This is a genomic window from Hephaestia sp. MAHUQ-44, assembly GCF_023806085.1.
GTDB lineage: Bacteria > Pseudomonadota > Alphaproteobacteria > Sphingomonadales > Sphingomonadaceae > Sphingomonas.
The window spans coordinates 27,000-50,655 of the sequence record NZ_JAMSLX010000003.1; the positions used below are offsets into that span (position 1 = coordinate 27,000).

Annotated in this window: 23 protein-coding genes; 1 reads left to right on the forward strand and 22 read right to left on the reverse strand. The window is 65.0% G+C overall.

Going from position 1 to position 23,656, the window contains the following annotated elements; all coding sequences use genetic code 11:
• Positions 1–148: 148 nt before the first annotated feature.
• Together NFE57_RS04165 and NFE57_RS04170 are read right to left on the reverse strand one after the other, a co-directional pair.
• Positions 149–1,321 carry a hypothetical protein gene (locus NFE57_RS04165; RefSeq protein WP_252134315.1) on the reverse strand — a complete coding sequence of 391 codons (1,173 nt, stop codon included), beginning with the start codon at positions 1,319–1,321 and terminating at the stop codon, positions 149–151.
• A gap of 65 nt (positions 1,322–1,386) precedes the next feature.
• A complete protein-coding gene (locus NFE57_RS04170) occupies positions 1,387–1,680 on the reverse strand; it encodes an Hpt domain-containing protein (RefSeq protein WP_252134544.1) in 294 nt (97 codons plus the stop codon).
• Positions 1,681–1,763: 83 nt separating this feature from the next.
• Here NFE57_RS04170 and NFE57_RS04175 point away from each other — a divergent pair, with 83 nt between their 5' ends.
• Positions 1,764–4,079 carry a coiled-coil domain-containing protein gene (locus tag NFE57_RS04175; protein WP_417438424.1) on the forward strand — a complete coding sequence of 772 codons (2,316 nt, stop codon included), beginning with the start codon at positions 1,764–1,766 and terminating at the stop codon, positions 4,077–4,079.
• A 4-nt stretch (positions 4,080–4,083) separates the two neighbouring features.
• On the opposite strand, the gene NFE57_RS04180 is transcribed toward NFE57_RS04175, so the two are convergent.
• The 20 genes from NFE57_RS04180 to NFE57_RS04275 form a co-directional block, all read right to left on the reverse strand.
• Positions 4,084–4,377: a DUF1467 family protein gene (locus NFE57_RS04180; RefSeq protein WP_252134317.1), complete on the reverse strand. Its 294-nt coding sequence runs from the start codon at positions 4,375–4,377 to the stop codon at positions 4,084–4,086.
• A gap of 4 nt (positions 4,378–4,381) precedes the next feature.
• Entirely contained in the window at positions 4,382–6,019 is a 1,638-nt protein-coding gene (locus NFE57_RS04185) for a ribonuclease J (RefSeq protein ID WP_252134318.1), read from the reverse strand.
• A 102-nt stretch (positions 6,020–6,121) separates the two neighbouring features.
• Positions 6,122–6,922: a type III pantothenate kinase gene (locus NFE57_RS04190; RefSeq protein WP_252134319.1), complete on the reverse strand. Its 801-nt coding sequence runs from the start codon at positions 6,920–6,922 to the stop codon at positions 6,122–6,124.
• Positions 6,923–6,932: 10 nt separating this feature from the next.
• Entirely contained in the window at positions 6,933–7,640 is a 708-nt protein-coding gene (locus NFE57_RS04195) for a biotin--[acetyl-CoA-carboxylase] ligase (RefSeq protein WP_353653865.1), read from the reverse strand.
• 8 nt (positions 7,641–7,648) lie between these two features.
• Complete coding sequence (nuoN, locus tag NFE57_RS04200; RefSeq protein ID WP_252134320.1) at positions 7,649–9,094, reverse strand: NADH-quinone oxidoreductase subunit NuoN; 1,446 nt, start codon at positions 9,092–9,094, stop codon at positions 7,649–7,651.
• Complete coding sequence (locus NFE57_RS04205) at positions 9,094–10,617, reverse strand: NADH-quinone oxidoreductase subunit M (protein ID WP_252134321.1); 1,524 nt, start codon at positions 10,615–10,617, stop codon at positions 9,094–9,096. The genes nuoN and NFE57_RS04205 overlap by 1 nt, the downstream gene beginning before the upstream one ends.
• A 10-nt stretch (positions 10,618–10,627) precedes the next feature.
• The gene (gene nuoL / locus NFE57_RS04210) at positions 10,628–12,667 is read right to left on the reverse strand and encodes an NADH-quinone oxidoreductase subunit L (protein WP_252134322.1); all 2,040 of its coding nucleotides are present in this window, start codon (positions 12,665–12,667) and stop codon (positions 10,628–10,630) included.
• Positions 12,668–12,779: 112 nt separating this feature from the next.
• Complete coding sequence (gene nuoK, locus NFE57_RS04215; protein WP_252134323.1) at positions 12,780–13,085, reverse strand: NADH-quinone oxidoreductase subunit NuoK; 306 nt, start codon at positions 13,083–13,085, stop codon at positions 12,780–12,782.
• Positions 13,082–13,696, reverse strand: coding sequence for an NADH-quinone oxidoreductase subunit J (locus NFE57_RS04220; protein ID WP_252134324.1), 615 nt, complete (start codon positions 13,694–13,696; stop codon positions 13,082–13,084). The genes nuoK and NFE57_RS04220 overlap by 4 nt, the downstream gene beginning before the upstream one ends.
• 33 nt (positions 13,697–13,729) lie before the next feature.
• Positions 13,730–14,215: an NADH-quinone oxidoreductase subunit NuoI gene (gene nuoI / locus NFE57_RS04225; protein WP_252134325.1), complete on the reverse strand. Its 486-nt coding sequence runs from the start codon at positions 14,213–14,215 to the stop codon at positions 13,730–13,732.
• Positions 14,212–15,261, reverse strand: a complete 1,050-nt coding sequence (gene nuoH / locus NFE57_RS04230) for an NADH-quinone oxidoreductase subunit NuoH (protein ID WP_252134326.1) — start codon at positions 15,259–15,261, stop codon at positions 14,212–14,214. The genes nuoI and nuoH overlap by 4 nt, the downstream gene beginning before the upstream one ends.
• Positions 15,258–17,261 (reverse strand): NADH-quinone oxidoreductase subunit NuoG, encoded by a 2,004-nt coding sequence (nuoG, locus tag NFE57_RS04235; RefSeq protein ID WP_252134327.1) that lies wholly within the window; start codon positions 17,259–17,261, stop codon positions 15,258–15,260. The genes nuoH and nuoG overlap by 4 nt, the downstream gene beginning before the upstream one ends.
• Positions 17,261–18,565 carry an NADH-quinone oxidoreductase subunit NuoF gene (gene nuoF, locus NFE57_RS04240; RefSeq protein WP_252134328.1) on the reverse strand — a complete coding sequence of 435 codons (1,305 nt, stop codon included), beginning with the start codon at positions 18,563–18,565 and terminating at the stop codon, positions 17,261–17,263. Before nuoF ends, nuoG begins: the two co-directional genes overlap by 1 nt.
• Before the next feature lies 1 nt (position 18,566).
• Positions 18,567–18,725 carry a hypothetical protein gene (locus NFE57_RS04245; protein ID WP_252134329.1) on the reverse strand — a complete coding sequence of 53 codons (159 nt, stop codon included), beginning with the start codon at positions 18,723–18,725 and terminating at the stop codon, positions 18,567–18,569.
• Positions 18,722–19,390: a complex I 24 kDa subunit family protein gene (locus NFE57_RS04250; RefSeq protein WP_252134330.1), complete on the reverse strand. Its 669-nt coding sequence runs from the start codon at positions 19,388–19,390 to the stop codon at positions 18,722–18,724. Before NFE57_RS04250 ends, NFE57_RS04245 begins: the two co-directional genes overlap by 4 nt.
• A 37-nt stretch (positions 19,391–19,427) precedes the next feature.
• Positions 19,428–20,663 (reverse strand): NADH-quinone oxidoreductase subunit D, encoded by a 1,236-nt coding sequence (locus tag NFE57_RS04255; RefSeq protein ID WP_252134331.1) that lies wholly within the window; start codon positions 20,661–20,663, stop codon positions 19,428–19,430.
• Positions 20,660–21,409, reverse strand: coding sequence for an NADH-quinone oxidoreductase subunit C (locus tag NFE57_RS04260; protein WP_252134332.1), 750 nt, complete (start codon positions 21,407–21,409; stop codon positions 20,660–20,662). The genes NFE57_RS04255 and NFE57_RS04260 overlap by 4 nt, the downstream gene beginning before the upstream one ends.
• A 6-nt stretch (positions 21,410–21,415) precedes the next feature.
• Complete coding sequence (locus NFE57_RS04265) at positions 21,416–21,973, reverse strand: NuoB/complex I 20 kDa subunit family protein (RefSeq protein ID WP_252134333.1); 558 nt, start codon at positions 21,971–21,973, stop codon at positions 21,416–21,418.
• The gene (gene ndhC, locus NFE57_RS04270) at positions 21,973–22,347 is read right to left on the reverse strand and encodes an NADH-quinone oxidoreductase subunit A (RefSeq protein WP_252134334.1); all 375 of its coding nucleotides are present in this window, start codon (positions 22,345–22,347) and stop codon (positions 21,973–21,975) included. Before ndhC ends, NFE57_RS04265 begins: the two co-directional genes overlap by 1 nt.
• A 100-nt stretch (positions 22,348–22,447) precedes the next feature.
• Positions 22,448–23,650 carry a GGDEF domain-containing protein gene (locus NFE57_RS04275; RefSeq protein WP_252134335.1) on the reverse strand — a complete coding sequence of 401 codons (1,203 nt, stop codon included), beginning with the start codon at positions 23,648–23,650 and terminating at the stop codon, positions 22,448–22,450.
• Positions 23,651–23,656 lie beyond the last annotated feature (6 nt).

Genomic DNA, 23,656 nt, shown 5'->3' on the forward strand with positions numbered 1-23,656 from the left:
GCGACGGTCGCGAGGCGACGATGGGTGCGTACACCCCCGTTTTGCGCGCGTCGCAGCAGCGAACGGGCAAAAGGAGGTGATTCCCGGCCAAGATCAGGAACGACCGACATAACCAAAATTTAACGGAATTATGCCGGCAGCGGCACTATCAATCCGCTGTCAGCCGCTCCACGGCGGCGGCCAGCGATGCCAGCGCATAGACGCCCGCGACCGTGAGCCCGATCAGCGCATGACCGGCGGCGGTGAAGCCGAGCAGGATCAGCGGATAGACCGCCGGACTCGCCCACCAGATACTGCGCCGTACCCGCGCGGCGCGTTCGAGCAGTGCCGCCACCGCGACCAGCCCGATCGCCAGCGTCCACCCCGTCGCGGTCATCGCTTCAAGGCTCGCCATCCGCCCGAGCAGCAGCGCCGACAGCGCGACGACGCCGCCGATGATCCTGCCTTGTGCGGCGGCAAGCCGATCCTCGCCACGCAACGACCCGAGCACAGCGGCGAGCGCCATCGCGATGATCCCGCCCTCGGCCAGCGCGAGCCCCGTCATCGGCAGGTCGAAAACCAGCGCCGCGAGCCCGGCGAGCGCGACCACCGCCCCCGCGCCCGCCAGCGCGATGCTGGGTACGGTTTTCGCGACCAGCCGCGGCAGCGTCCAGCGCGCGAGCGGCGCCAGCACGACCCGGTCGAACCAAGCCGGCCGCGCGGTAACGATCGAGGAGAGCACCGCGCGGCTGCGATCGGCAAGCGCGCGTGAATCCCGCTGGATGCCATGGCCTTCGCGCGCCGCCGACCCCGGCAGCGCGATCCGAAGCGTGCGGCCCTGCGCCAGCACACGCAGCAAGGTCGACTGGAAATCGTAATCGCTGGGGAAGCGCGCAACATCGGCGAGTCGCCGTGCCTCGATCCGCGCGAGCCCGGCCCAGGCGGTATCGGCATCGACGCGCTCGAATTGGGGGAGTGCATCGCTCTGGCTGACGACGAGCAACGCATCGTCGCCCTCACCCACCAGCATGTCGACGATCGCGCCGGTGCTCACCAGCCCGTCGGCAACGACGATGATCCGCGCGAGCGGATGGACCTTCTCGGTCGCCTCGCTCGCCGAGCGGATGATATCGACCGGAACGCGTCCACCGATCCGGTTGACCGCACCGATCAATTCAGGGGTCAGCCGCGCGACCGCAACGAGGAGTTGCGCGGCCCCGGCCGCGACCAGCAGCCGCGCCTGATATTCGAGCAGCGTCCCGCCGCCGAACGGCAGCGTCGCGGCAAGCCTATCGGGCCGATCATCGGCATCATCGGTCGCAAAGATAAGCCCAGCTAGCATGGTCGATGCTGTTACGGGCTCGGCGCGCGATTGGCAAAGGAAGCGTGGCTTCCCCCACCGCACAATTACAGCCGCGCCACCGCTTGCCGAACGCGACGCAGATACGCCGGATCGCGCAGCGCCGTCGTCACGCCTTCATCGGCGAGCGCCATGAGACGTACCGCCCCGAAACTCGCCGCAAGACCCTTCAGCCGCCACGCCGCGATGCGCCAGCTTTCGGGATCGGCCGCCGATTCGAGCGCGGCAAGCTCGCGCTTGACGCTATCGAGAAAGGCTTCGCGCAATTCGGCGATCAGCGCGGGCTCGTCCCCCACCGCCGCCGCAAGCGCCGCATCGATTGCTCCGGGATCATAGGCCATCATCTGCGCTCTACCGTGACTTGTTTAAGGCAAGGTTTCCCGATTGGCTTTGACGCGGCTCGTTTCGTGGTAAACAACAGGCCATGACCGGGGGCACGCAGATCGTTGGCCTGCATCGAGATGATGCGGAGGCAGAATTGACCACCATCGACACCATTGAAGGTGACGAGGCGAGCGTTATCGAGCCCGTGCTCGACGGCGATCCCGCCTATCTGAGCGAGGACGACGACACGCCCCTATCGGGGCCCGCGCCGTTATGGGCAGGCGTGGCGATCATCGCCGTGCTTGCGTGGCTTGGCGGGATGCTGTGGCTCGCGCGCGGCATCTTTGCAGCGCCGCCAGCGCCGATCGAACTGGTCCAGTTTCTCGCCGCCTTGTGCGTTCCGCCCGCGCTGATCGGCATCCTGTGGTTGCTGGGGATGCGCACCAGCCGGGCCGAGGCCCGACGGTTCGGCCACACCGCGCAAGCCATGCGTGCCGAGGCTGCGAGTCTTGAGCGCACGATCGCGATCATGGCGCGTCAGATCGAGGACAATCGCGAACGGCTTGCCGAACAGATCGATACGCTGATGGCGATGGGCGACCGCGTCGCGACCCGGCTCGGCACCTTGCGCGGCGATATCGAGCAGGAAGTGGCCAGCGTCAGCCTGCACAGCCGTCAACTCGAAGCCTCGACCGGCGCGGCACAACAGAGCCTCGAAGTGCTGTTCGCGTCGCTGCCGCGCGCGCATGACGAAACGCGCGAGATGAAGGCTACGATCGAAGGGCTCGGGCTCGCCGCGAGCGAACAGGCCGCCGCGCTCGATGCGCAGCTTGCCGCGCTCGCCGATCGTGGGCGCGAGGCGGATAATGTCGCGGGCGGCGCGGCACAGAAGCTCGCCGCGCACATCGCGCGCATGGAAGCGACCAGCGAGACCGCAGGCGCGCGGCTCGAAAGCGTCACCGGCGAAATGTCGAACGCAGTCGACGGGCTGCTCGTCCGCACCGCCGGCGCGGTCGACGAAGCGCGCAAGGGAATCGCGACGCAGGGCGAAGCGATGCTCGCGATGCTCGAAACCAACCAGGCGGCGCTCGATCGCGCGACCCGTGACAGCGTCGAGGCGCTGTCGTCGCGCATCGCAGGGATCGAGACGATGATCGACCGGCTCGCCACCCGGCTGGGCGAACAGCAGGCGACGAGCGAGGCCTTGCTCGGCGGTCTCGACGAGGGGATCGGCCATGTCGAGACCCGGCTTGCCACGCTCCATACCGAAGGGCTGGCGCGCAATCAGGAGCTCGCCGGATCGATCAGCGCACTCAGCAGTTCGGCCGACGCCATGACGGTCTCGCTGCAAGCCGGAGAAGACACCGCACGGCGCGTGATCGGCACCGCCGAAGATCTGCTCACCGCGCTCGACGCCTCGGCACGCGAAATCGACGAGACGCTGCCCGAAGCACTCGCGCGGCTCGACGCACGGATCGGCGAAAGCCGGGGCGTGGTCTCGGGCGCCAAGCCCGAACTGCTCGCGCTCGTCACCGCCGCCGAAAGCACGCACGACGCGATCGAGGCGATCGCGCAGGTCGTCCAGGGCCAGCGCACCACGCTCGACCAGCTCTCGACCAAATTGCTCGAAACGCTCGATGCGGGCCGGACCAAGGCCGATACGCTCGGCAAGATGTTCGACGAGACGATCGGGCGGACCAACAGCTTTGCCGAGGAATCAGCCCCCAAGCTGGTCGAGGCGCTGATCCGCGTGCGCGACACCGCGAGCGCGGCGGCCGAGCGTGCACGCGAAACGCTGGCGACGGTGATCCCCGAAGCGGCGCAATCGCTCGAAACCGCGAGCGCCGAAGCGATGAAGCGCGCCACCGACGCCTCGGTCACGCGTCAGGTCAAGGCGCTCTCCAGTGCCGCTGACGATGCGGTCGCCGCGGCGGGCCGCGCCTCCGACCGGCTCGCCGAGCAGATGGAGGCGCTCGCCGCCGCCACCGTAACGATCAACGCACAGGTCGAGAATGCCCGCGCCGAACGCGAGGATGCCGAACAGAACAGTTTCGCACGCCGCGCCGCGCTGCTGATCGAGGCGATGAACTCGAATTCGATCGACATCGCCAAGACCTTCTCGAACGAAGTGTCCGACAGCGCCTGGGCGGCGTATCTGAAGGGCGATCGCGGCGTGTTCACCCGGCGGGCGGTGCGCCTGCTCGACACTACCGAGGCACGCGAGATCATGTCGGTCTACGATGCCGATCCCGACTTCCGCGAGCAGGTCAACCGCTACATCCACGATTTCGAATCGATGCTGCGCGCGATCCTGAACGAACGCGAGGGATCGCCGCTGGGCGTAACCCTGCTGTCGTCGGATATGGGCAAGCTTTACGTCGCGCTGGCGCAGGCGATCGAGCGGTTGCGGACATGAACCTTCAGCGCGGCGCCGAGGGCTGGACCGGGTCCATCCCCCCGAAAAAGTCGAGCGACCGGGCGGTCACCCAATCATATTCGTAATTGAGCACGAACAGAGCAAACAGGATCGTCGCGACGATCGTGACGCGCAATGCCACCCGCCCCGCGCGGAACCGCACCGGCGCGCTATCCGCCTGCCCCGGCACCCGATCCTCCGCGCGGGCGGTGCCCTGGCGTTCCTCGAACGGCAGCACCAGAAAGGCGCTCAAGGTCCAGATCAGGAAATAGATCGCGAGAAACGACGTCCAGCGCATCGCATCACCCCTCGATAATCATGACATCGACAATCGGCTTCTTGCCCGTCCAGCGCGTCGCGGCACGGCGAACCGCGAGGCGAACCTTTTCGCGAAGATGCTCGCGATCGCGGCCGCCCTCGGCAACCGCCTCGCGGGCTGCACCGACGGCTTCGACGAGGAACCGGTCGCGCTCCTCCTCCACGGGCACGCCCTGGAGGCGAATGTCGGGCACTCCGATCATTCGCCCATCGCGCGCGATCGCGACCGCAACCGAGACATGGCCGTTGATCGCCAGCTTGCGGCGTTCGTTGATCGCGCCGCCATCGGCAGGCAGGATCACATCACCGTCGAGCACAAGGCGACCTATGGCCGCATGGCCGACCTTTTGGGGCTCGCCCGGCGCAAGACGTATAATGTCACCATTGGTCTGAACCAACGCGCGCGGAATGCCTTGCGACAGGCCGAAGCGCGCCTGTTCCATCAGATGACGCATTTCGCCATGGACGGGCATCAGCAGATCGGGCCTGATCCAGCCGTACATCGCGGCCAGTTCAGGCCGGCCGGGATGACCCGAAACGTGAATGTGCGCCTGACGTTCGGTGATCATCTCGATCCCGCGCGCGGCGAGCCGGTTCATGATCCGCCCGATCGCCACCTCGTTGCCCGGAATCTGCTTGGACGAGAAGACCACGCGATCGCCGGCCTCGAGCTGGATCTGGTGCGAGCCATCGGCCACGCGTGCCAGCGCGGCGCGCGGCTCGCCCTGTCCGCCGGTCGCGACGATCATCACCTGCTTGCGCGGCAGCCGCATCGCGGTGTCGAAATCAACGGTTTCGGGGAAATCGCGCAGATAGCCGGTCTGGCGCGCGACCTTGAGGATACGATCGAGCGAGCGGCCGGCGACGCACAGCGTCCGATTGCTCGCCCGCGCGACCTCGCCCAGCGTCTGGAGCCGCGCGGCGTTCGATGCGAAGGTCGTCACCAGCACGCGCCCCGGCGCGCTTGCCACGCATTCGCGCAGCCCGTCGCGAAGCGCGCTTTCCGATCCCGATGCCTCGGGATTGAACACGTTGGTCGAATCGCACACCAACGCGAGCACGCCCTTGTCGCCGATCGCGCTCAGTTCCTCGGCGGTCGAGGGCTTGCCCAGCACGGGCGCATCATCGAGCTTCCAGTCGCCGGTGTGGAACACGCGGCCATAAGGCGTCTCGATCAACACCGCATTGCCTTCGGGGATCGAATGCGAAACGGGCACGAAGGTGCATTTAAACACACCGAGCGTGAATTGCTCACCGGGTTCGATGACGCGCAAGGTAACGTCGCGGTCGATCCCCTCTTCCTCGAGCTTGCCGCGGATCAGCCCGGCGGCGAACGGCGACGCATAGATCGGCACGCCGAGATCGAGCGCGAGATAGGGCAGCGCCCCGATATGGTCTTCATGCCCGTGCGTGACGACGATGCCCTGCAACCCATCGATCTGGTTCTCGATAAAACCGAGATCGGGGAGGATCACGTCGATGCCGGGATAATCGGGATCGGCGAAGGTGATGCCGCAATCGACCATCAGCCACTGGCCGCGGCTGCCGTAGCAATTGACGTTCATACCGATCTCGCCCGAGCCACCGAGGGCAAGAAACAGAAGCTCTTTACCTGGAATCAAGATATTTCCTAACTTCGTCATCCCGGCGTGGGCCGGAATCTCGTGCCACGATCGGCACTGCAACAATCACAGGAGACCCCGGTGCAGAACCGGGGTGACGGATCACGCCATATGGGCGCGTTCCCACAAGATCGCCAGTCCCTGGATCGTCAGATCGGGTTCGATCGCATCGAATACGCGCGTGTGTTGCTCGAACAACACCGCCAGCCCCCCGGTCGAGACGACCTTCACCGGGCGCCCTACCTCGGCCTTGAGCCGTGCAACGAGCCCCTCGATCATCGCGATATAGCCCCAATAGATGCCGATGTTCATCTGCGTCACCGTATCGCGCCCGATCACGCTATCGGTCGGCGGGGCCTCGATCGCGATCCGCGGCAATCTGGCCGCTGCCGTCACCAGCGCGTCGAGTGACAGGTTGATCCCCGGCGCGATGATCCCGCCCTTGTACGCGCCCGAATAATCGATCACGTCGAAGGTGGTCGCGGTACCGAAATCGATCACGATCAGATCGCCGGGATGGCGCGCATGCGCCGCGATCGCATCGAGCACGCGATCCGCCCCCACCGATTGCGGCTCCTCGACATCGAGCGCGATTCCCCAATCGGCGGGCGCTTCCCCGGCGATCAGCGGCTCGCAACCAAAATATTTCTGCGCGAGAACGGTCAGATTGTGCTGCGCCTTAGGCACCACGGTGGCGATGATCGCCGCGGTCACGTCGCTGCGCTGAAAACCTTCGAGCTGGAGCAACTGGCTGAGCCACACCGCATATTCATCAGCGGTGCGACGCGGATCGGTCGCGATCCGCCAGCGCGCAACCACCGCACCTTCCTCTCCCGACCTCGATCCGGGGCGGATCAGCGCGAAGACGACATTGGTATTACCGGCATCGACCGCGAGCAGCATCAGCGATCCCTCAGATCAGGAAAACGTCGCCAGCGTGAATGACACGCGCGGTGCCATCCGCCAAGCGCAGGATGAGTGCGCCATCGGCATCGAGCCGGTCGAACAGCCCGTCCACCGACGACCCATCGGGCAACCGCGCGGTGAGCGCCGTTCCCGGCGGATGCGCGCGGATCATCCAGCGGTCGCGCACCGGCGCGATGCCTTCACCGCGCCACCGGGCCAGCCAGCGTGCAAAGATGTCGGCAAGCGCTTCGAGGACCAGCGCCGCGTCGGGCGCCGGGGCGTGCGCAGCAAGGCTGGTCGCGGGCCGCACAAGATCGTGCGGATGATCGGCCAGATTGATACCCACCCCGATCACCACCGCATCCCCGGCGCGTTCGAGCAGGATGCCGGCCAGCTTGGCCCCGTCGAACAGCAGATCGTTGGGCCATTTGAGTGCCAGCCCCGCGGGTTCCTGCGCCGGGAGGAAAAGCGATACCGCCTCTTCCACGGCTACCGCCACGACCAGCGCCAGCGTCGCCGCTGCGGGATCGGCCGGGCGCAAGCGAACGATCGTGCTGGCGTACAGATTGCCGACCGGTGAGGCCCAGGCCCTGCCCTGTCGCCCGCGCCCGGCGGTCTGCCGCTCGGCCCGCAACCACAACCCTTCGGGCACGCCATCGCGGGCGAGCGCGATCAGATCGGCATTGGTCGATCCGGTCTCGGCAACCGTGCGGATTGTCGCCGTCAGAACAACGCCTGCGCGGCGGCCATCGACCAGCCCGTGAGCGCGGGGATCGCGAGATACGCCACCGGCGAGATCGCAAGCGCGGTCGCCGCAATCAGCCCGTTCTCGACCGTGCTGCCGGCAACCGCAAACGCCGGCGCGGGCTCGTCGAAATACATCGTCTTGACGATCCTGATATAATAATAAGCGCCGATCACCGAACCGATCACCGCGAGCACCGCGAGCGGGAACAGCCCCGCCGCCACCGCCGCGTTGAACACCGCCAGCTTGGGATAGAAACCGAACAGCGGCGGGATTCCAGCTAGCGAGAACATGAACGCCATGAACGCGAGCGCCAGGCCCGGCCGCGTCTTGGACATGCCCGACAGGCTCGCGATCGTCTCGATTTGACGGCCGTCGGCATCGCGCATGCGGATGACGACCATGAAGCTGCCCAGTGTCATCACGATATAGACGGTCATATAGACCAGCACCGACGATACGCCTTCGGTCGTACCCGCGGCGAGGCCTACTAGGGCGAAGCCGATATTATTAATCGATGAATAGGCGAGCAGCCGCTTGATACTGGTCTGCCCGATCGCGGCGACCGAGCCCAGGAAGATCGACGCAAGGCTCGCGAAGATCACGATCTGGCGCCATTCGAGCGTCACCGGCCCCATCGCCTCGACCGCGACGCGCATGATCAGCGCCATCGCCGCGACCTTGGGGGCACTCGCGAAATACGCGGTCACCGGGGTCGGCGCGCCTTCATAGACGTCGGGCGTCCACATATGGAACGGCACCGCGGCGATCTTGAACGCCAGCCCGACGAGCACGAACACCAGCCCGAAGGTGAGTCCGAGCGAATTGGCGGTGGCAAAGGCATCCGCCACGCCATCGAACCCGGTCGTCCCGGCAAAGCCGTAGATCAGCGAGATGCCGTAGAGCAGGATGCCGCTCGCAAGCGAACTCAGCACGAAATATTTGAGCCCCGCTTCGGCCGAACGCGTGTCGCGGCGCATGAAGCTCGCGAGGATATAATGCGCGAGATTCTGCAATTCGAGCCCGACATAGAGGCTCAGCAGATCGCCCGCCGACACCATCATCCCCATGCCGACCGCGGCCAGCAGGATCAGCACCGGATATTCGGGGCGCAGATCGTCGCCGCCGGTGCGCTCGAAGAAACGCGGCGCCATCGCGATCGCGATCCCCGCCGCGACGTAGATCAGCACCTTGGCATAAGCGGCGAACGCGTCACCGCGATAAAGGCCGTCAAACGCCTCGACACCGCTCGAGGACGGGCCGGTCAGCGCGATCCCGGCGCCGATCAGCACCAGCAGCGCCGCCGCTGAGACGGGTCGTGCGGCGGACTGCCCGCCCCACGCGGCGACGAGCAGCAGCGCGAGCGCGCCAAGCGACAACACGATCTCGGGCAGCACGATCGTGAGCTGGACTGCGTAGCTCATCAATGTGCCTCCGCATGGCTGGCAGGTGCGGCAGGGGCGCCCGGCGTTGGTTGTGAATCGCTCGGCGGGGCCGCCGGCGTGACGCGCGCGACAAGCAGCGCGGCATCGTTACGGATCGGGGCGAGGAAGCTCTCGGGATAGACCCCCATCCACAGCACCACCGCCGCCATCGGCGCCAGCAGCCACAATTCGCGCGCCGACAGATCGGGCATCGTGCGGACGTCGTCATGGACGATCTCGCCGAACACGACCCGGCGATAGAGATAGAGCATATAACACGCGCCAAGGATGATCCCGGTGGTGCACAGCACCGCCGCCCAGGTCGACAATTGATAGGTGCCCGCGAGACTCAGGAATTCGCCGACGAAACCGCTCGTCCCCGGCAGCCCGATCGAAGCCATCGTGAACAGCAGGAACAAGGTCGCATAACGCGGCATATTGTTCGCCAGCCCGCCATAGCGGCTGATTTCACGCGTATGCAGCCGATCGTAGATCACGCCCACGCACAGGAACAATGCCGCCGACACCAGCCCGTGGCTGAGCATCACGATCATCGCGCCTTCGATGCCCTGCTGGTTGAAGGCGAATAGCCCGATCGTGACGATCGCCATATGCGCTACGCTCGAATAAGCGATCAGCTTCTTCATGTCCTGCTGCACCAGCGCGACCAGCGAGGTGTAGATCACCGCCACCGCCGACAGGCTGAAGATCAACCAGGTCAGGTCGGCCGACGCCTGTGGGAACATCGGCACCGAGAAACGCAAGAAACCATAGCCACCGAGCTTGAGCAGCACGCCCGCCAGGATCACCGACCCCGCGGTCGGCGCCTGAACGTGCGCGTCGGGCAGCCAGGTGTGGATCGGCCACATCGGCATCTTGACCGCGAACGACGCGAAGAACGCGAGCCATAGCCAGGTCTGCGCCGGCATCGGGAAATCATAGGCCATCAGCGCGGGGATGTAGGTGGTGCCCGCCTCGTTGCTCATCCACAGCATCGCGATCAGCATCAGCACCGATCCGAGCAGCGTGTAGAGGAAGAATTTATACGCCGCATAGACGCGGTTCGCGCCGCCCCACACGCCGATGATGAGATACATCGGGATGAGGCCGCCTTCGAAGAAGATGTAGAACAGGAACAGATCCTGCGCGGCGAAGGTGCCGATCATCAGTACTTCGGTGGCGAGGAAGGCCGCCATATATTCGGGCACGCGCTCGGTGATCGCCCGCCAGCTCGCCCCGATGCAGATCGGCATCAGGAACACCGACAGCATGATGAGCATCAATGCAAAGCCGTCGATCCCGAGCATCCAGCCGAAACCGCCGAACAGCGCGTGATTTTCCTGGAATTGCCACTGCGCGCCGCCAACATCGAAATTGGCCCACAGCACCGCGCCGATCGCGAGATCGAGCAGCGTCGCCCCAAGCGCAAGCCAGCGCGCGCCCCTGGCATCAAGGAACAGACAGACCAACGCCGCGATCGCGGGGATCGCCAGCATGACCGAAAGAATGGGAAAACCTTGCATAGCCCCGCGCTCAGCCCGCGATCGCCCAGGTGACCGCAGCAGTGAGCCCGATCAACATGACGAACGCATAGGTGTAAACATAACCGCTTTGCAGCCGGCCCGTGATGCGACTGCCCCCGGCGATCACCGCCGCCAGCCCGTTGGGGCCGAAGCGATCGATCGTCCCCTCGTCGCCGCGCTTCCAGAACAACCGCCCGATCGCAAAGCCGGGACGGACGAACAGCAGGTCGTAGAGTTCGTCGACATACCATTTGTTGAGCAGGAAGCGGTAGACCGGCTCGAACGCCTTGGCCGTATGCGCCGGAATATCGGTCTTACGGATATAGGCGTACCAGGCGACATACAGCCCGATCAACATCACGATCGTCGGCCCCAGTTTCACCCAGACCGGCACCTCGTGCATCGCGTGCATCAGATGCTCCGAATGGAACAGCGCGCCCTTCCAGAAGGTCTCGCCCGCATCAGCGGCGATGAAATATTGCTGGAAGAAGAACCCGGCCCCTACCGCACCGACCGACAACAGGATGAGTGGAATCAGGATCGACAGCGGGCTTTCGTGCGGCTGGTAGCCGCCGGTGCCCGTCGCCGTGCCATGCGCATCCGCTTCATGATGGGCATCGCCGTGATGCGTGTCGTGGATCGCGTGCTGGATATGCTCCGAACCAACCCAGCGTGGCGTGCCGAAGAAGGTCAGGAAGATCAACCGCCACGAATAGAAGCTCGTGAGCAGGGCGGCGAGCGTGCCGACCCACCAGGCGATCTGGCCGCCATAGCCCGATGCGAAGCTCGCCTCGAGCACCGCATCCTTCGAATGGAAGCCCGCGAAGCCGATCGCCTCGAGCCCGCCCACGCCGGGGATGCCGACACCGGTGATCGCGAGCGTCCCCGCCACCATCGCCCAGAACGTTACCGGGATGCGTTTCCTGAGGCCGCCGTAGAAGCGCATGTCCTGCTCGTGGTGCATCGCCACGATCACCGAGCCGGCGCACAGGAACAACAGTGCCTTGAAGAAAGCGTGCGTGAACAGGTGGAACATCGCCCCACCGAACGCGCCCACGCCCGCGGCAAAAAACATGTAACCGAGCTGGCTACAGGTCGAATAAGCGATCACGCGCTTGATGTCGTTCTGGACGCAGCCGATCGTCGCCGCGAACAGGCAGGTCGCGGCACCGACGAAGGTGACGACGCCCAGCGCAACCGGGCTCGCCTCGAACATCGGCGACAGGCGGCAGACCATGAACACGCCCGCGGTCACCATCGTCGCGGCATGGATCAGCGCCGACACCGGGGTCGGCCCTTCCATCGCGTCGGGCAACCAGGTGTGGAGGCCAAGCTGCGCAGACTTACCCATCGCGCCGACAAACAGCAGCAGGCACAGCACCGTCATCGTATCGGCACGGAACCACAGGAAGCCGATCGTCGAGCCCGCCATGCCGGGGGCGGCAGCGAGAATCTCGGGGATCGAGATCGTGCCGAACACCAGGAAGGTGCCAAAGATGCCGAGCATGAAACCCATGTCACCGACGCGGTTGACGACGAACGCCTTGATCGCGGCGGCATTGGCGCTCGGCTTCTTGAACCAGAAGCCGATCAGCAGATAGCTCGCCAGCCCCACACCTTCCCAGCCGAAGAACATCTGGACCAGATTGTTCGACGTCACCAGCATCAGCATCGCGAAGGTGAACAGCGAGAGATAGGCGAAGAACCGCGGCTGATCCGGGTCTTCGGCCATATAGCCCCAGCTATAGAGGTGGACGAGCGCCGACACGCTGGTGACCACAACGAGCATCACCGCCGTCAGCGCATCGACGCGCAGCGCCCAGCTGATCTGCATCGCGCCCGAATTGATCCACTCGGACACCGGCACGACGGTCGCGCTCGCGGTGCCCGCCATGTACGAAAACAGGATCGGCCACGAGAGCACGCAGGCGATGAACAGCGCGCCCGTGGTCACGGCCTTGGCGGCGACATCGCCGATCAGGCGATTGCCGAGCCCGGCGACGACCGCTGCCAGCAGCGGCAGGAAAACAATGAGATGGATCGAGCTCACGCGGCCACACCCCCACGCGACACCCCGGTCAGCACCGGGGCTTCAAGCGGCTGAAGCGCGAACACAGCATGAGCGATCCCAGCTTGCGCTGGGATGACGGACTTGATCACCATCATCCCTTCATCCGATTGACGTCGTCGACCGCAATCGTGCCGCGGCCACGGAAATAGATCACCAGGATCGCGAGCCCGACCGCCGCCTCACCGGCAGCGACCGTCAGCACGAACATCGCGAACACCTGCCCCACCATATCGCCGAGATACGAGCTGAAGGCGACGAGGTTGATGTTCACCGCGAGCAGGATCAGTTCGATCGCCATCAGGATGACGATGATATTCTTCCGGTTGAGGAAGATGCCGAGCACGCCCATCGTGAATAGGATGGCGGCAACGACGAGATAGTGCGTGAGGCCGATCACAGCTCCACCCCCTGCCCGACGGGCGGTTGGACGTTACGGGTCGCTTCGTGCGGACGGCGGGCGTTCTGGCGCGCGATATTCTGCGGCCGCGTGCCCGCGCGCTGGCGCTGGGTGAGCACGATCGCCCCGATCATCGCGACCAGCAGGACCAGCCCCGCGCCCTCGAACACGAACAGATAGCGCGTGTAGAGCAGCTCGCCGACCGCCTGAACGTTGGGCAGGTGATCGGGCGTGGGCGCAATCCGCCGCGCGAGTTGCAGACTGTCGGTTTTCCATACCGCGACGCCGTAGAACACGAGTTCGACCACGAGCAGCGCCGCTACCGCCAGCCCAACGGGCAGATAGCGGACGAAGCCGGCGCGGAATTCGGCGAAATCGATGTCGAGCATCATCACCACGAACAGGAACAGCACCGCGACCGCGCCCACGTAAACGATGACGAGCAGCATCGCGATAAATTCTGCACCCAACAGCACCATCAGCCCCGCCGCGTTGAAAAACGCGAGGATCAGCCACAGCACCGAATGCACCGGATTGCGTGCCGAAATGGTCATCGCGGCCGCCGCAATCACGACGAACGCGAACAGATAGAAGGCGATTGCTTGAATCACTGAATCACAAGGCCCTTGAAAGTCGGTTGGCGCTTAACGGTAGGGCGCATCGGCGGCAAGGTTCGCGGCGATCGCGCGTTCCCACCGATCGCCATTATCGAGCAGCTTTGCCTTATCGTAGATCAGCTCCTCGCGGGTTTCGGTGGCGAATTCAAAGTTCGGCCCCTCGACGATCGCGTCGACCGGGCACGCTTCCTGACACAAGCCGCAATAGATGCACTTGGTCATGTCGATATCGTAGCGCGTCGTGCGCCTGCTGCCGTCGTCGCGCGGTTCGGCCTCGATCGTGATCGCCTGCGCGGGGCAGACCGCCTCGCACAATTTGCACGCGATGCAGCGCTCCTCGCCATTGGGATAGCGGCGCAGCGCGTGCTCGCCGCGAAAGCGCGGGCTGATCGGGTTCTTCTCGAACGGATAGTTGATCGTCGCCTTGGGCTTGAAGAAATATTTCAGCGTCAGCCAATGCGCGCCGATAAATTCCCACAAGGTGAAAGCTTTGACGATCTGCGCGACGCTCATGACGCAACTCCAACGCGGGTCAACATCAGGAACCCGGAAACCAGGAAGATCCAGAACAGTGACACGGGCAGGAAAACCTTCCAGCCCAGCCGCATGAGCTGGTCGTACCGATAGCGCGGCACCGTGGCCTTCACCCACGAAAAGACGAAGAAGAAGAAGAAGATCTTGGCGAACAGCCAGAGGATGCCGGGCACCCAATAAAGCGGGGCCCAATCGAACGGCGGCAGATAGCCGCCCCAGAACAGCACCGCGTTGAGCGTGCACATCAGCAGCACGTTGGCATATTCGCCGAGCCAGTAGAGCGCGAAACTCATCGACGAATATTCGGTCTGATAGCCCGCAACGAGCTCCGATTCGGCCTCGGTGAGGTCGAACGGGGTGCGTGACGTTTCGGCCATCGACGAGATGAAGAAGATCACCGCCATCGGGAACAGCAGCGGGTTGAACGCGAAGCCGTTGATGAAGCCGTACAGCCCCTTCTGCGCCTCGACGATGCCCGAAAGGTTGAACGTCCCCGCCCACAGCACCACCGCGATCAGGATGAACCCGATCGAGACTTCGTAGCTCACCATCTGCGCGGCCGCGCGCAGCGCCGAGAAGAACGGATATTTGGAGTTCGACGCCCAGCCCGCGATGATCACGCCGTAGACGCCGAGCGACGACGCCGCGAGGATATAGAGCAGCCCGACGTTGATATCGGACAGCACCATGCCCGCCTGGAACGGGATCACCGCCCAGACGATCAGCGCGACCGTGAAGGTGATGATCGGCGCGAGCAGGAACAGCCCGCGGTTCGCCGCCGACGGGATGATCGTTTCCTGCAGGAACACCTTGAGCCCGTCGGCGAAGCTTTGCAGCAGCCCGAGCGGCCCGACGACATTGGGGCCCCGGCGCAGCGCCATCGCCGCCCAGATCTTGCGATCGGCATAGATGATCATCGCCACCGCCAGCATCAGCGGCAGCGCGATCGCGAGGATGCCGATGATCGTGGCGACGAACCACGCCCAATCGTAGGGCATGCCCCAGGTCTGGAACCACGCGGTCATTCCGCGGCCTCCGCAAAGTCCTGATCGTGCAGCAGTTCAGCCGAGCAGCGTTGCATCGTCGGGCTGGCACGGCAGATCGCGTTGGTCAGATAGAAATCCTTGATCGGATAGCCCTCCATCCGGCCCTCGCCCTTGTCGTCGAGCTTGGGCGGGTTCCACGCGAAGGTCTTGAGGCCCTCGCTCGCCAGCGCGGGCACGGCTTCGGCCATATTGGCGCGGAGTTGCTCGAACGTGTCAAACGGCAGGGTATGGCCCAGCACTTCCGACAGCGCGCGCAGGATCGTCCAGTCGTCGCGGGCATCGCCCGGCGGGAACACCGCGCGCTCGCCGCGCTGGACGCGGCCTTCGAGATTGACCCAGGTGCCCGCCTTCTCGGCATAGCTCGCGCCCGGCAGCACGACATCGGCATGATGCGCGCCCTTGTCGCCGTGATGGCCGATGAAGACCTTGAAGCTCTTGGCAAATTTGCCGAAATCCACATCGTCGGCACCGAGGAAGAACACCAGCCTGGGCTCGGCCGCGACCACATCGGCAATCCCGCCGGGCTGCGCATAGCCGAGCATCAGCCCGCCCATCCGCGCCGCCGCCATATGGACGACGTTGAAGCCGTTCCAGCCATCGCGAACGAGGTCGAGCGTCTTGGCGAGCTTGAGCGCGGCGCCGTGGCCGCCCTTGAGCGCACCGCCGCCGACGATCACCATCGGCCGCTCGGCGTCCTTGAATGCGTCCTTCGCCGCCTTGGGCAGCTTGCCGAGCAGGGCCAGATCGTCGCCCAGCCACTCGACCTTGTAGGTGAGATCGGTTTCGGGGCCGATCGCGAACACCTTGGCGCCGCGCTTGATCGCCTTGCGCACACGCGTGTTCACCAGCGGCGCTTCCCAGCGCAGATTGGTACCCACCAGCAGGATCACGTCGGCCTCTTCGGTGCCCGCGATCGTGGTGTTGAAATTGACCGCCGCCATGCTCGACGTGTCGTACGCCATGCCGGTCTGCCGCCCTTCGAGCAGATGCCCGCCCAACGCGTTGACCAGCGCCTTGGCGGCGAACATGGTTTCGCAATCGACCAGATCGCCCGCGATCGCCGCCACGCTCGCGCCGGGCTTTACGGCCGCGATGGCGGCGAAGGCCTCGTCCCAACTCGCAGCGACCAGCGTGCCGTTCTTGCGGATATAGGGCTTGTCGAGCCGGCGGCGAACGAGCCCGTCGACCGCGTGGCGCGTCTTGTCGCTCGCCCATTCCTCGTTGACGTCATCGTTGACCCGCGGCAGCGCGCGCAGCACCTGCCGCCCGCGGCTGTCGAGCCGGATGTTGGTGCCGACCGCATCCATCACGTCGATGGCGAGCGTCTTCTTCAATTCCCACGGCCGCGCTTCGAACGCATAGGGCCGCGAGGTCAGCGCGCCGACCGGGCACAGATCGATCACATTGCCCGAAAGCTCGCTCTTGTAGGCGCGCTCGAGATAGGTCGTGATCTGCATGTCCTCGCCGCGACCGATCGCGCCGATATCCTCGATTCCGGCGACCTCTTCGGCAAAACGGATGCAGCGCGTGCACTGGATGCAGCGCGTCATCACCGTCTTGATGATCGGCCCCATATATTTTTCGGTGACCGCGCGCTTGTTCTCCTCGAAGCGCGACTGGCCACGACCATAGGCCATCGCCTGATCCTGAAGATCGCACTCGCCGCCCTGATCGCAGATCGGGCAATCGAGCGGATGGTTGATCAGCAGGAATTCCATCACGCCTTCGCGCGCGGCCTTGACCATCGGCGTCGAGGTGAAGATTTCCTGATTGTCCGCTGCCGGCAGCGCGCAACTCGCCTGCGGCTTGGGCGGCCCCGGCTTCACCTCGACGAGGCACATCCGGCAATTGCCCGCGATCGACAGCCGCTCATGATAGCAGAAACGCGGGATTTCCTTGCCGGCAAGCTCACACGCCTGCAGCACGGTCGCCCCCTGCGGCACCTCGATCTCGATGCCATCAACTTTAACCTTGGGCATTACTCTGCCGCCTCCTGCAACGGCGTTGCCTCATCGCGGCCGTGCTCGGCGATGCGGCGTTCGAGTTCGGGGCGGAAGTGGCGGATCAGGCCCTGGATCGGCCATGCCGCCGCGTCGCCCAGCGCGCAGATGGTATGGCCTTCGACCTGCTTGGTGACCTGATAGAGCGTGTCGATTTCACCCACCTCGGCATCGCCCGAACGCAGCCGCTCCATCACGCGCCACATCCAGCCGGTGCCCTCGCGGCACGGGGTGCACTGGCCGCAGCTTTCGTGACGGTAGAAATAGCTGATGCGGCTGATCGCGCGGACGATGTCGGTCGACTTGTCCATGACGATGACGGCTGCCGTGCCGAGCCCCGAGCCCAGCGCCTTCAGCCCGTCGAAATCCATCGGCGCGTCGATGATCTCTGCGGCGGGCACCAGCGGCACCGACGACCCGCCGGGGATGACCGCGAGCAGATTGTCCCAGCCGCCGCGAATCCCACCGCCGTGCTTGTCGATCAGTTCGCGGAACGAGATGCCCATCGCTTCTTCGACCACGCACGGCGTGTTCACATGGCCCGAAAGCTGGAACAGCTTGGTGCCCTTGTTGTTCTCACGCCCGATCGAGGCAAACCAATCCGCGCCGCGCCTGAGAATCGTCGGCACGACTGCGATCGATTCGACGTTGTTGACCGTCGTCGGGCAACCATAAAGCCCTGCACCTGCCGGGAACGGCGGCTTGAGGCGCGGCTGGCCCTTCTTGCCTTCGAGGCTTTCGAGCATCGCGGTTTCTTCGCCGCAGATATAGGCGCCCGCGCCACGATGGACGAAGACGTCGAAATCATAGCCCGACCCGCAAGCGTTCTTGCCGAGAAAGCCCTTGGCATAAGCCTCGGCCACGGCGGCGAACAGGTTCTCGGCCTCGCGGATGAACTCGCCGCGAATGTAGATATAGGCGGCGCGCGCGCGCATCGCGTAGCCCGCGATCAGCGCGCCTTCGATCAGCTTGTGCGGATCGTGGCGGATGATCTCGCGATCCTTGCAGGAACCGGGCTCGGATTCGTCGGCGTTGACGACGAGAAAATTGGGCCGGTCCGGGCGCGGCTCCTTGGGCATGAAGCTCCACTTCATGCCGGTCGGGAAGCCCGCACCGCCGCGGCCGCGCAGCCCCGACGCCTTGATCGCGTCGATGATCGCGTCCTGCCCGATGGCCATCAGGGCCTTGGTACCATCCCAATCGCCACGCTTGATCGCGGCATCGACGTGCCACGACTGGAAGCCGTAGAGGTTGGTGAAGATCCGATCCTTGTCGGCGAGCATCTTAGCGCCCCTTCCCGATCAACTTTTCCGCGCCGAAATAGGCGACCACCGCGACCCCGATGCCGAGCGCAAGTACGATCAGCCCGAACGTGATCTTGAGCACCGCGATCAGCACGAGCACGGCGATCACCGCCGCGGCGAGGGCAATGAGCAGGTTCATGCCCATTCGCTCCTGTAATCGTGATTGTCGCCGACCATCTCCTTGAGCGTGGTCGGGCCGCCCTCGGGGCAGCTCGTCTGGCGGCCGTTCTGCGGGCCGGGCCTGGGCGCCTCGCCCTGCGCCAGCGCATCGAGCACGGCGGTCATGCTGTCGTAATCGAGATCCTCGAAATTATCGTCGTTGATCTGGACCATCGGGCCGTTGGTGCACGCGCCGAGGCATTCGACCTCGCTCAGCGTGAACAGCCCGTCGGGCGTGGTCTTGCCCTTGGACAATCCGTGGTTGCGGCACGCCGCGAGCACATCGTCCGAGCCGCGCAACATGCACGGCGTCGTCCCGCACACCTGAACGTGATATCGGCCGACCGGGACGAGATTGAACATCGTGTAGAAGGTCACGACCTCGAACACGCGCATATAGGCGACGCCGATTTCGCGCGCGACGAACTCGATCACCGGCACGGGCAGCCAGCCTTGGGTCTTGGTCTCGGCGCCGACCTGGCGCTGCGCGAGATCGAGCAGCGGCAGCGACGCCGATTGCGCACGCCCCGGTGGATAGCGGGCGATGATTTCCTTCGCTTTGGCCGCGTTTTCTGGCGTCCAGGCGAACGCGCCCCAGCGTGCGCGGACCTCGTCTTCGGGTGGGAGTTGCGGGGTTTCAGCCATTACGAATTCCAAACCACCAGGAAGCGCTCAGACACCATCACCGGTCACACTCCCCGAACACGACGTCGATTGCGGAGAGAATCGCGGTCATGTCGGCGAGCATGTGGCCCTTCGACATGAAATCCATCGCCTGCAAATGGCTGAACGCCGTCGGGCGCAGCTTGCAACGATAGGGCTTGTTGGTGCCGTCGGCGACCAGATAGACGCCGAATTCGCCCTTGGGGCTCTCGGTCGCGACATAGACCTCGCCCGCGGGGACGTGATAGCCCTCGGTGAACAGCTTGAAGTGATGGATCAGCGCTTCCATCGAACGCTTCATCTCGGCGCGCTTCGGCGGCCCGACCTTGCGATCGAGCGTCATCACCGGCCCTTCGGGCATCTCGCGCAGGCATTGCTTGATGATCCGCGCCGACTGGCGGACCTCCTCGACGCGGACCATGAAGCGATCGTAGCAATCGCCGCGCGTGCCCACCGGCACATCGAATTCCATCCGGTCGTAGACATCGTAAGGCTGCGATTTGCGCAGATCCCACGGAATGCCCGCCGCGCGGATCATCGGCCCCGAAAAGCCCCAGGCGATCGCGTCGTCACGGCTCACGATCGCGATATCGACGTTGCGCTGCTTGAAGATGCGGTTGTCGGCAACGAGGCTGATCGCATCCTCGAACAGGCGCGGCAGGCGTGTGTCGAGCCAGTCGCCGATGTCCGCGAGCAGCTTCAAGGGCGCATCCTGATGCACCCCGCCAACGCGGAAATAGTTGGAGTGCATCCGCGCGCCCGACACGCGCTCGAAGAAGTTCATGCAGTCTTCGCGAATCTCGAACAGCCACAGGTTCGGCGTCATCGCGCCGACGTCCATCACATGCGCGCCCAGATTGAGCAGATGGTTCGAGATGCGCGTCAATTCGGCGAACAGCACACGCAGATATTGCGCGCGCAGCGGCACTTCGAGATCGAGCAGTTTCTCGACCGCGAGCACGAAGCTGTGCTCCATGGCCAAGGGCGAGCAATAATCGAGCCGGTCGAGATACGGCAGCGCCTGCGTATAGGTCTTGTACTCGATCAGCTTTTCGGTGCCGCGATGGAGCAGCCCGACGTGCGGATCGACCCGATCGATGATCTCGCCGTCCAATTCCATCACCAGCCGCAACACGCCGTGCGCGGCCGGGTGCTGCGGACCGAAGTTGATCGTGTAATTCTGGATCGCGACGTCCCCGGTGGTAGGGTCGATCGCATCGGTCTCGCCAAGCAGTTCCTGGACGTAATCGCTCATTGGTTCTGCCCCTTGCCGGGCGCCTTCTTCACGCCCGCCTTTTTGGGCGCACGCTTCGCCGCGGGCTTGGTCTCAGCCTTTTCAGGCTTGTCGGCCGCCACCGGCGCGGGCGCGGGCTTCGCTTCGGGAACCGCCGCCTTTTCATCGCCGGGAAGAATATAATCGGCCCCCTCCCACGGACTCATGAAGTCGAAGGTGCGGAAATCCTGCGCAAGCTTGACCGGCTCATAGACGACGCGCTTGGCATCCTCCGAATAGCGCAGCTCGACATAACCCGAGAGCGGGAAATCCTTGCGCTGCGGATGGCCGCGAAAGCCGTAATCGGTGAGGATGCGCCGCAGGTCGGTATTGCCCTCGAACAGCACGCCGTACATGTCGTACACCTCGCGCTCGAGCCAGCCGGCCACCGGCCATACCCCCGTGACCGACGGTACCGGCCTCACGTCGTCCGTGTTGACCCGGACCCGCAAACGCCGGTTCTGCGTCAGCGACAACAGGTGATAGCAGACCTCGAAACGCTCCTCGCGGTCGGGATAATCGACCCCCGCCACTTCCATGAGCTGCTGATATTCGAGGCCCGGCGTGTCGCGCAGCGCGATCATCGCCTCGACCAGCCGCGGGCGGGCGACCGTCAGCGAGATCTCGCCGACCGCATCCAGCGTCTCGACGATCATATCGCCAAGCACGGCCGTGGCCGCGTCGATCACGCCCTCGTTAGAAAGCGTTCGGGGAGCAGGTGCCAACATCGTGGATTATCGCTCGATCGTGCCCGAGCGGCGAATTTTCCGCTGGAGCTGCATGATGCCGTAAAGCAACGCCTCGGCGGTCGGCGGACAGCCGGGAACGTAGATGTCGACCGGCACGATCCGGTCGCAGCCGCGCACCACCGAATAGCTGTAATGATAATAGCCGCCGCCATTGGCACAGCTACCCATCGAGATGACGTATTTGGGCTCCGACATCTGATCGTAGACGCGGCGCAGCGCGGGAGCCATCTTGTTGCAGAGCGTGCCCGCGACGATCATCACGTCGGACTGGCGCGGGCTCGCGCGCGGCGCGGCGCCGAAACGCTCGAGATCGTAGCGCGGCATGTTGACGTGGATCATCTCGACCGCGCAGCACGCGAGCCCGAACGTCATCCACCACAGCGAGCCCGTGCGGGCCCACTGGAACAGATCCTCAGTCGACGTGACGAGAAAGCCCTTGTCGGTCAACTCGCCGTTCAGATCGTTGAAAAACGCCTGATCGGGCGGCACAACCGCGGACGAGCCGGAATTGCGATCCAGCTCGACGGGGCCAGAATGCGGCATCACTCCCAATCGAGTGCTCCCTTCTTCCATGCGTAAACGAGGCCGAGCGCCAGCTCGCCGATGAACACCATCATCGAGATCCACGCCACCCAGCCGAGATCGAACACCGAGACTGCCCAAGGGTAGAGAAACGCCGCCTCGAGATCGAAGATGATGAACAGGATCGCGACCAGATAGAAGCGCACGTCGAACTGGCTGCGCGAATCCTCGAACGCGGGAAAGCCGCACTCATATTCGGTGAGCTTCTCGGGATAGGGCTTATGCGCCCCCGTCAGGCGGCCGACCGCCATCGGCAGGAAGACGAACGCGCTCGACAGCACGATCGCAACGCCGAGAAACAGCAGGATCGGCAGATATAGAGACAGGTCGACCAAGGGGCATTCTCATAGGGGCGGAGGGTGTTGCGGGGCTTTAGGCCGATGGCCCCGAAGGGGCAAGGCCGTAGCCGCTGAGAATCGCTCGCAACTATCCAAATCAGGCCGCCGCGGCGGCGTTCACTCCCCTTGCCGGCGCGCATTCGTAGCGGTTTCGTCCGCCCATCTTGGCACGGTACAGGGCCGCATCGGCGGCACGTACCAGATCGTCGGCCGACAGCCCCGCGGCAGGCTCGAACGAGGCAAGGCCGAGACTGATCGTCACGCCAGCACGCAACATCAGCCCCGACGCCGCGGTTTCACGCGCGACCCGCCGACGCAGGCGTTCGGCGAGCGGCCGCAGATCATCGAGCGTCGCGCCGGGGAGAATCAGCAGGAACTCCTCCCCACCCGGCCGTACCGCGAGATCGGTCGGGCCGCGCGCGCCCTTGGCGATGATCGCTGCCACCGCCTGAAGGCACCGGTCCCCCTCGGCATGACCGTGGGTATCGTTATAGCGTTTGAAGCGATCGACATCGATCGCCACGACACCAAGCGGCCCACCGTAACGCTGCGCACGCGCCCATTCGCGCGCGAGACAGGCATCGCCCGACCGGCGGTTGGCGAGCCCGGTGAGCGGATCGGTGCGGCTGACCGTTTCGAGGATACGGCACGCTTCTTCGAGTTCGTGGCTGCGGCGCGCGAGCGAATCGACGAGTTGCTGGTTATCCACCGCCAGCCGCTGCGCCCGCAGCACGCTACGCGCCAGCCGGTGGCTGACCATCAGCAGGGCGGCGGTCATCGCGAGCGCACCGATCGACAGCAGGACGCTGCCATAGCGATCCGACATCGCGAAACCGACCGCCGCCGAAAGCGATACGGGCGCGGCAAACGCCGCATAAACCGGCCAGTAAGCGATATTGGCGATGCTCAGTGTCAGCGCACTCAGCGCGACGCACATCACGACCATCACCTGATTGTCGCTGCCGGTCGCGACCACCCAGACGATCGCCAGCCCCCACATGATCCCGTCGAAGGCGGCGCCGACGACCAACACCGCGGCCCAGCCCCAAGTGCTGACCGCGGGCAGGCGCCCGGTACGATAGGCGATCGCCGCGCCAGCGCGCAGCAGCATCGCCACCGCGTTGATCGCCAGCCACAGGCCGAGCGCAGGGGCCGCCGCCGGGCTCCAGCAGAAGCTCGCGATCAGCACGCAGCCGAGCGTGTCCATCACGATCAGCGGCAGGTTGAGCCCGTAAACGGCGTCGATCTGCGTTCGCAGGAACGCGTTCCGTTCGGCTCTGACGATCGGCTCGGTGCGCATCACCCG

Bases quoted from the DNA above. Each gene is read 5' to 3' on its own strand.
- nuoI (WP_252134325.1), bottom strand. From the start codon at position 14,215: ATGAGCGTCGCGCAGATCGTCAAAGCTTTCACCTTGTGGGAATTTATC.
- NFE57_RS04265 (WP_252134333.1), bottom strand. From the start codon at position 21,973: ATGCCGCATTCTGGCCCCGTCGAGCTGGATCGCAATTCCGGCTCGTCC.
- NFE57_RS04255 (WP_252134331.1), bottom strand. From the start codon at position 20,663: ATGAGCGATTACGTCCAGGAACTGCTTGGCGAGACCGATGCGATCGAC.
- NFE57_RS04180 (WP_252134317.1), bottom strand. From the start codon at position 4,377: ATGCGCTGGACGTCGTTTCTCGCGATCTATTTCCTGATCTGGACCTTG.
- nuoG (WP_252134327.1), bottom strand. From the start codon at position 17,261: ATGCCCAAGGTTAAAGTTGATGGCATCGAGATCGAGGTGCCGCAGGGG.
- NFE57_RS04260 (WP_252134332.1), bottom strand. From the start codon at position 21,409: ATGTTGGCACCTGCTCCCCGAACGCTTTCTAACGAGGGCGTGATCGAC.
- nuoN (WP_252134320.1), bottom strand. From the start codon at position 9,094: ATGAGCTACGCAGTCCAGCTCACGATCGTGCTGCCCGAGATCGTGTTG.
- NFE57_RS04250 (WP_252134330.1), bottom strand. From the start codon at position 19,390: ATGGCTGAAACCCCGCAACTCCCACCCGAAGACGAGGTCCGCGCACGC.
- NFE57_RS04205 (WP_252134321.1), bottom strand. From the start codon at position 10,617: ATGCAAGGTTTTCCCATTCTTTCGGTCATGCTGGCGATCCCCGCGATC.
- NFE57_RS04175 (WP_417438424.1), top strand. From the start codon at position 1,764: ATGACCGGGGGCACGCAGATCGTTGGCCTGCATCGAGATGATGCGGAG.
- NFE57_RS04170 (WP_252134544.1), bottom strand. From the start codon at position 1,680: ATGGCCTATGATCCCGGAGCAATCGATGCGGCGCTTGCGGCGGCGGTG.
- nuoF (WP_252134328.1), bottom strand. From the start codon at position 18,565: ATGCTCGCCGACAAGGATCGGATCTTCACCAACCTCTACGGCTTCCAG.
- NFE57_RS04245 (WP_252134329.1), bottom strand. From the start codon at position 18,725: ATGAACCTGCTCATTGCCCTCGCCGCGGCGGTGATCGCCGTGCTCGTG.
- NFE57_RS04165 (WP_252134315.1), bottom strand. From the start codon at position 1,321: ATGCTAGCTGGGCTTATCTTTGCGACCGATGATGCCGATGATCGGCCC.
- NFE57_RS04190 (WP_252134319.1), bottom strand. From the start codon at position 6,922: ATGCTGCTCGCGGTCGATGCCGGTAATACCAATGTCGTCTTCGCGCTG.
- nuoH (WP_252134326.1), bottom strand. From the start codon at position 15,261: ATGACCGCGTGGTTCCAGACCTGGGGCATGCCCTACGATTGGGCGTGG.
- NFE57_RS04275 (WP_252134335.1), bottom strand. From the start codon at position 23,650: ATGCGCACCGAGCCGATCGTCAGAGCCGAACGGAACGCGTTCCTGCGA.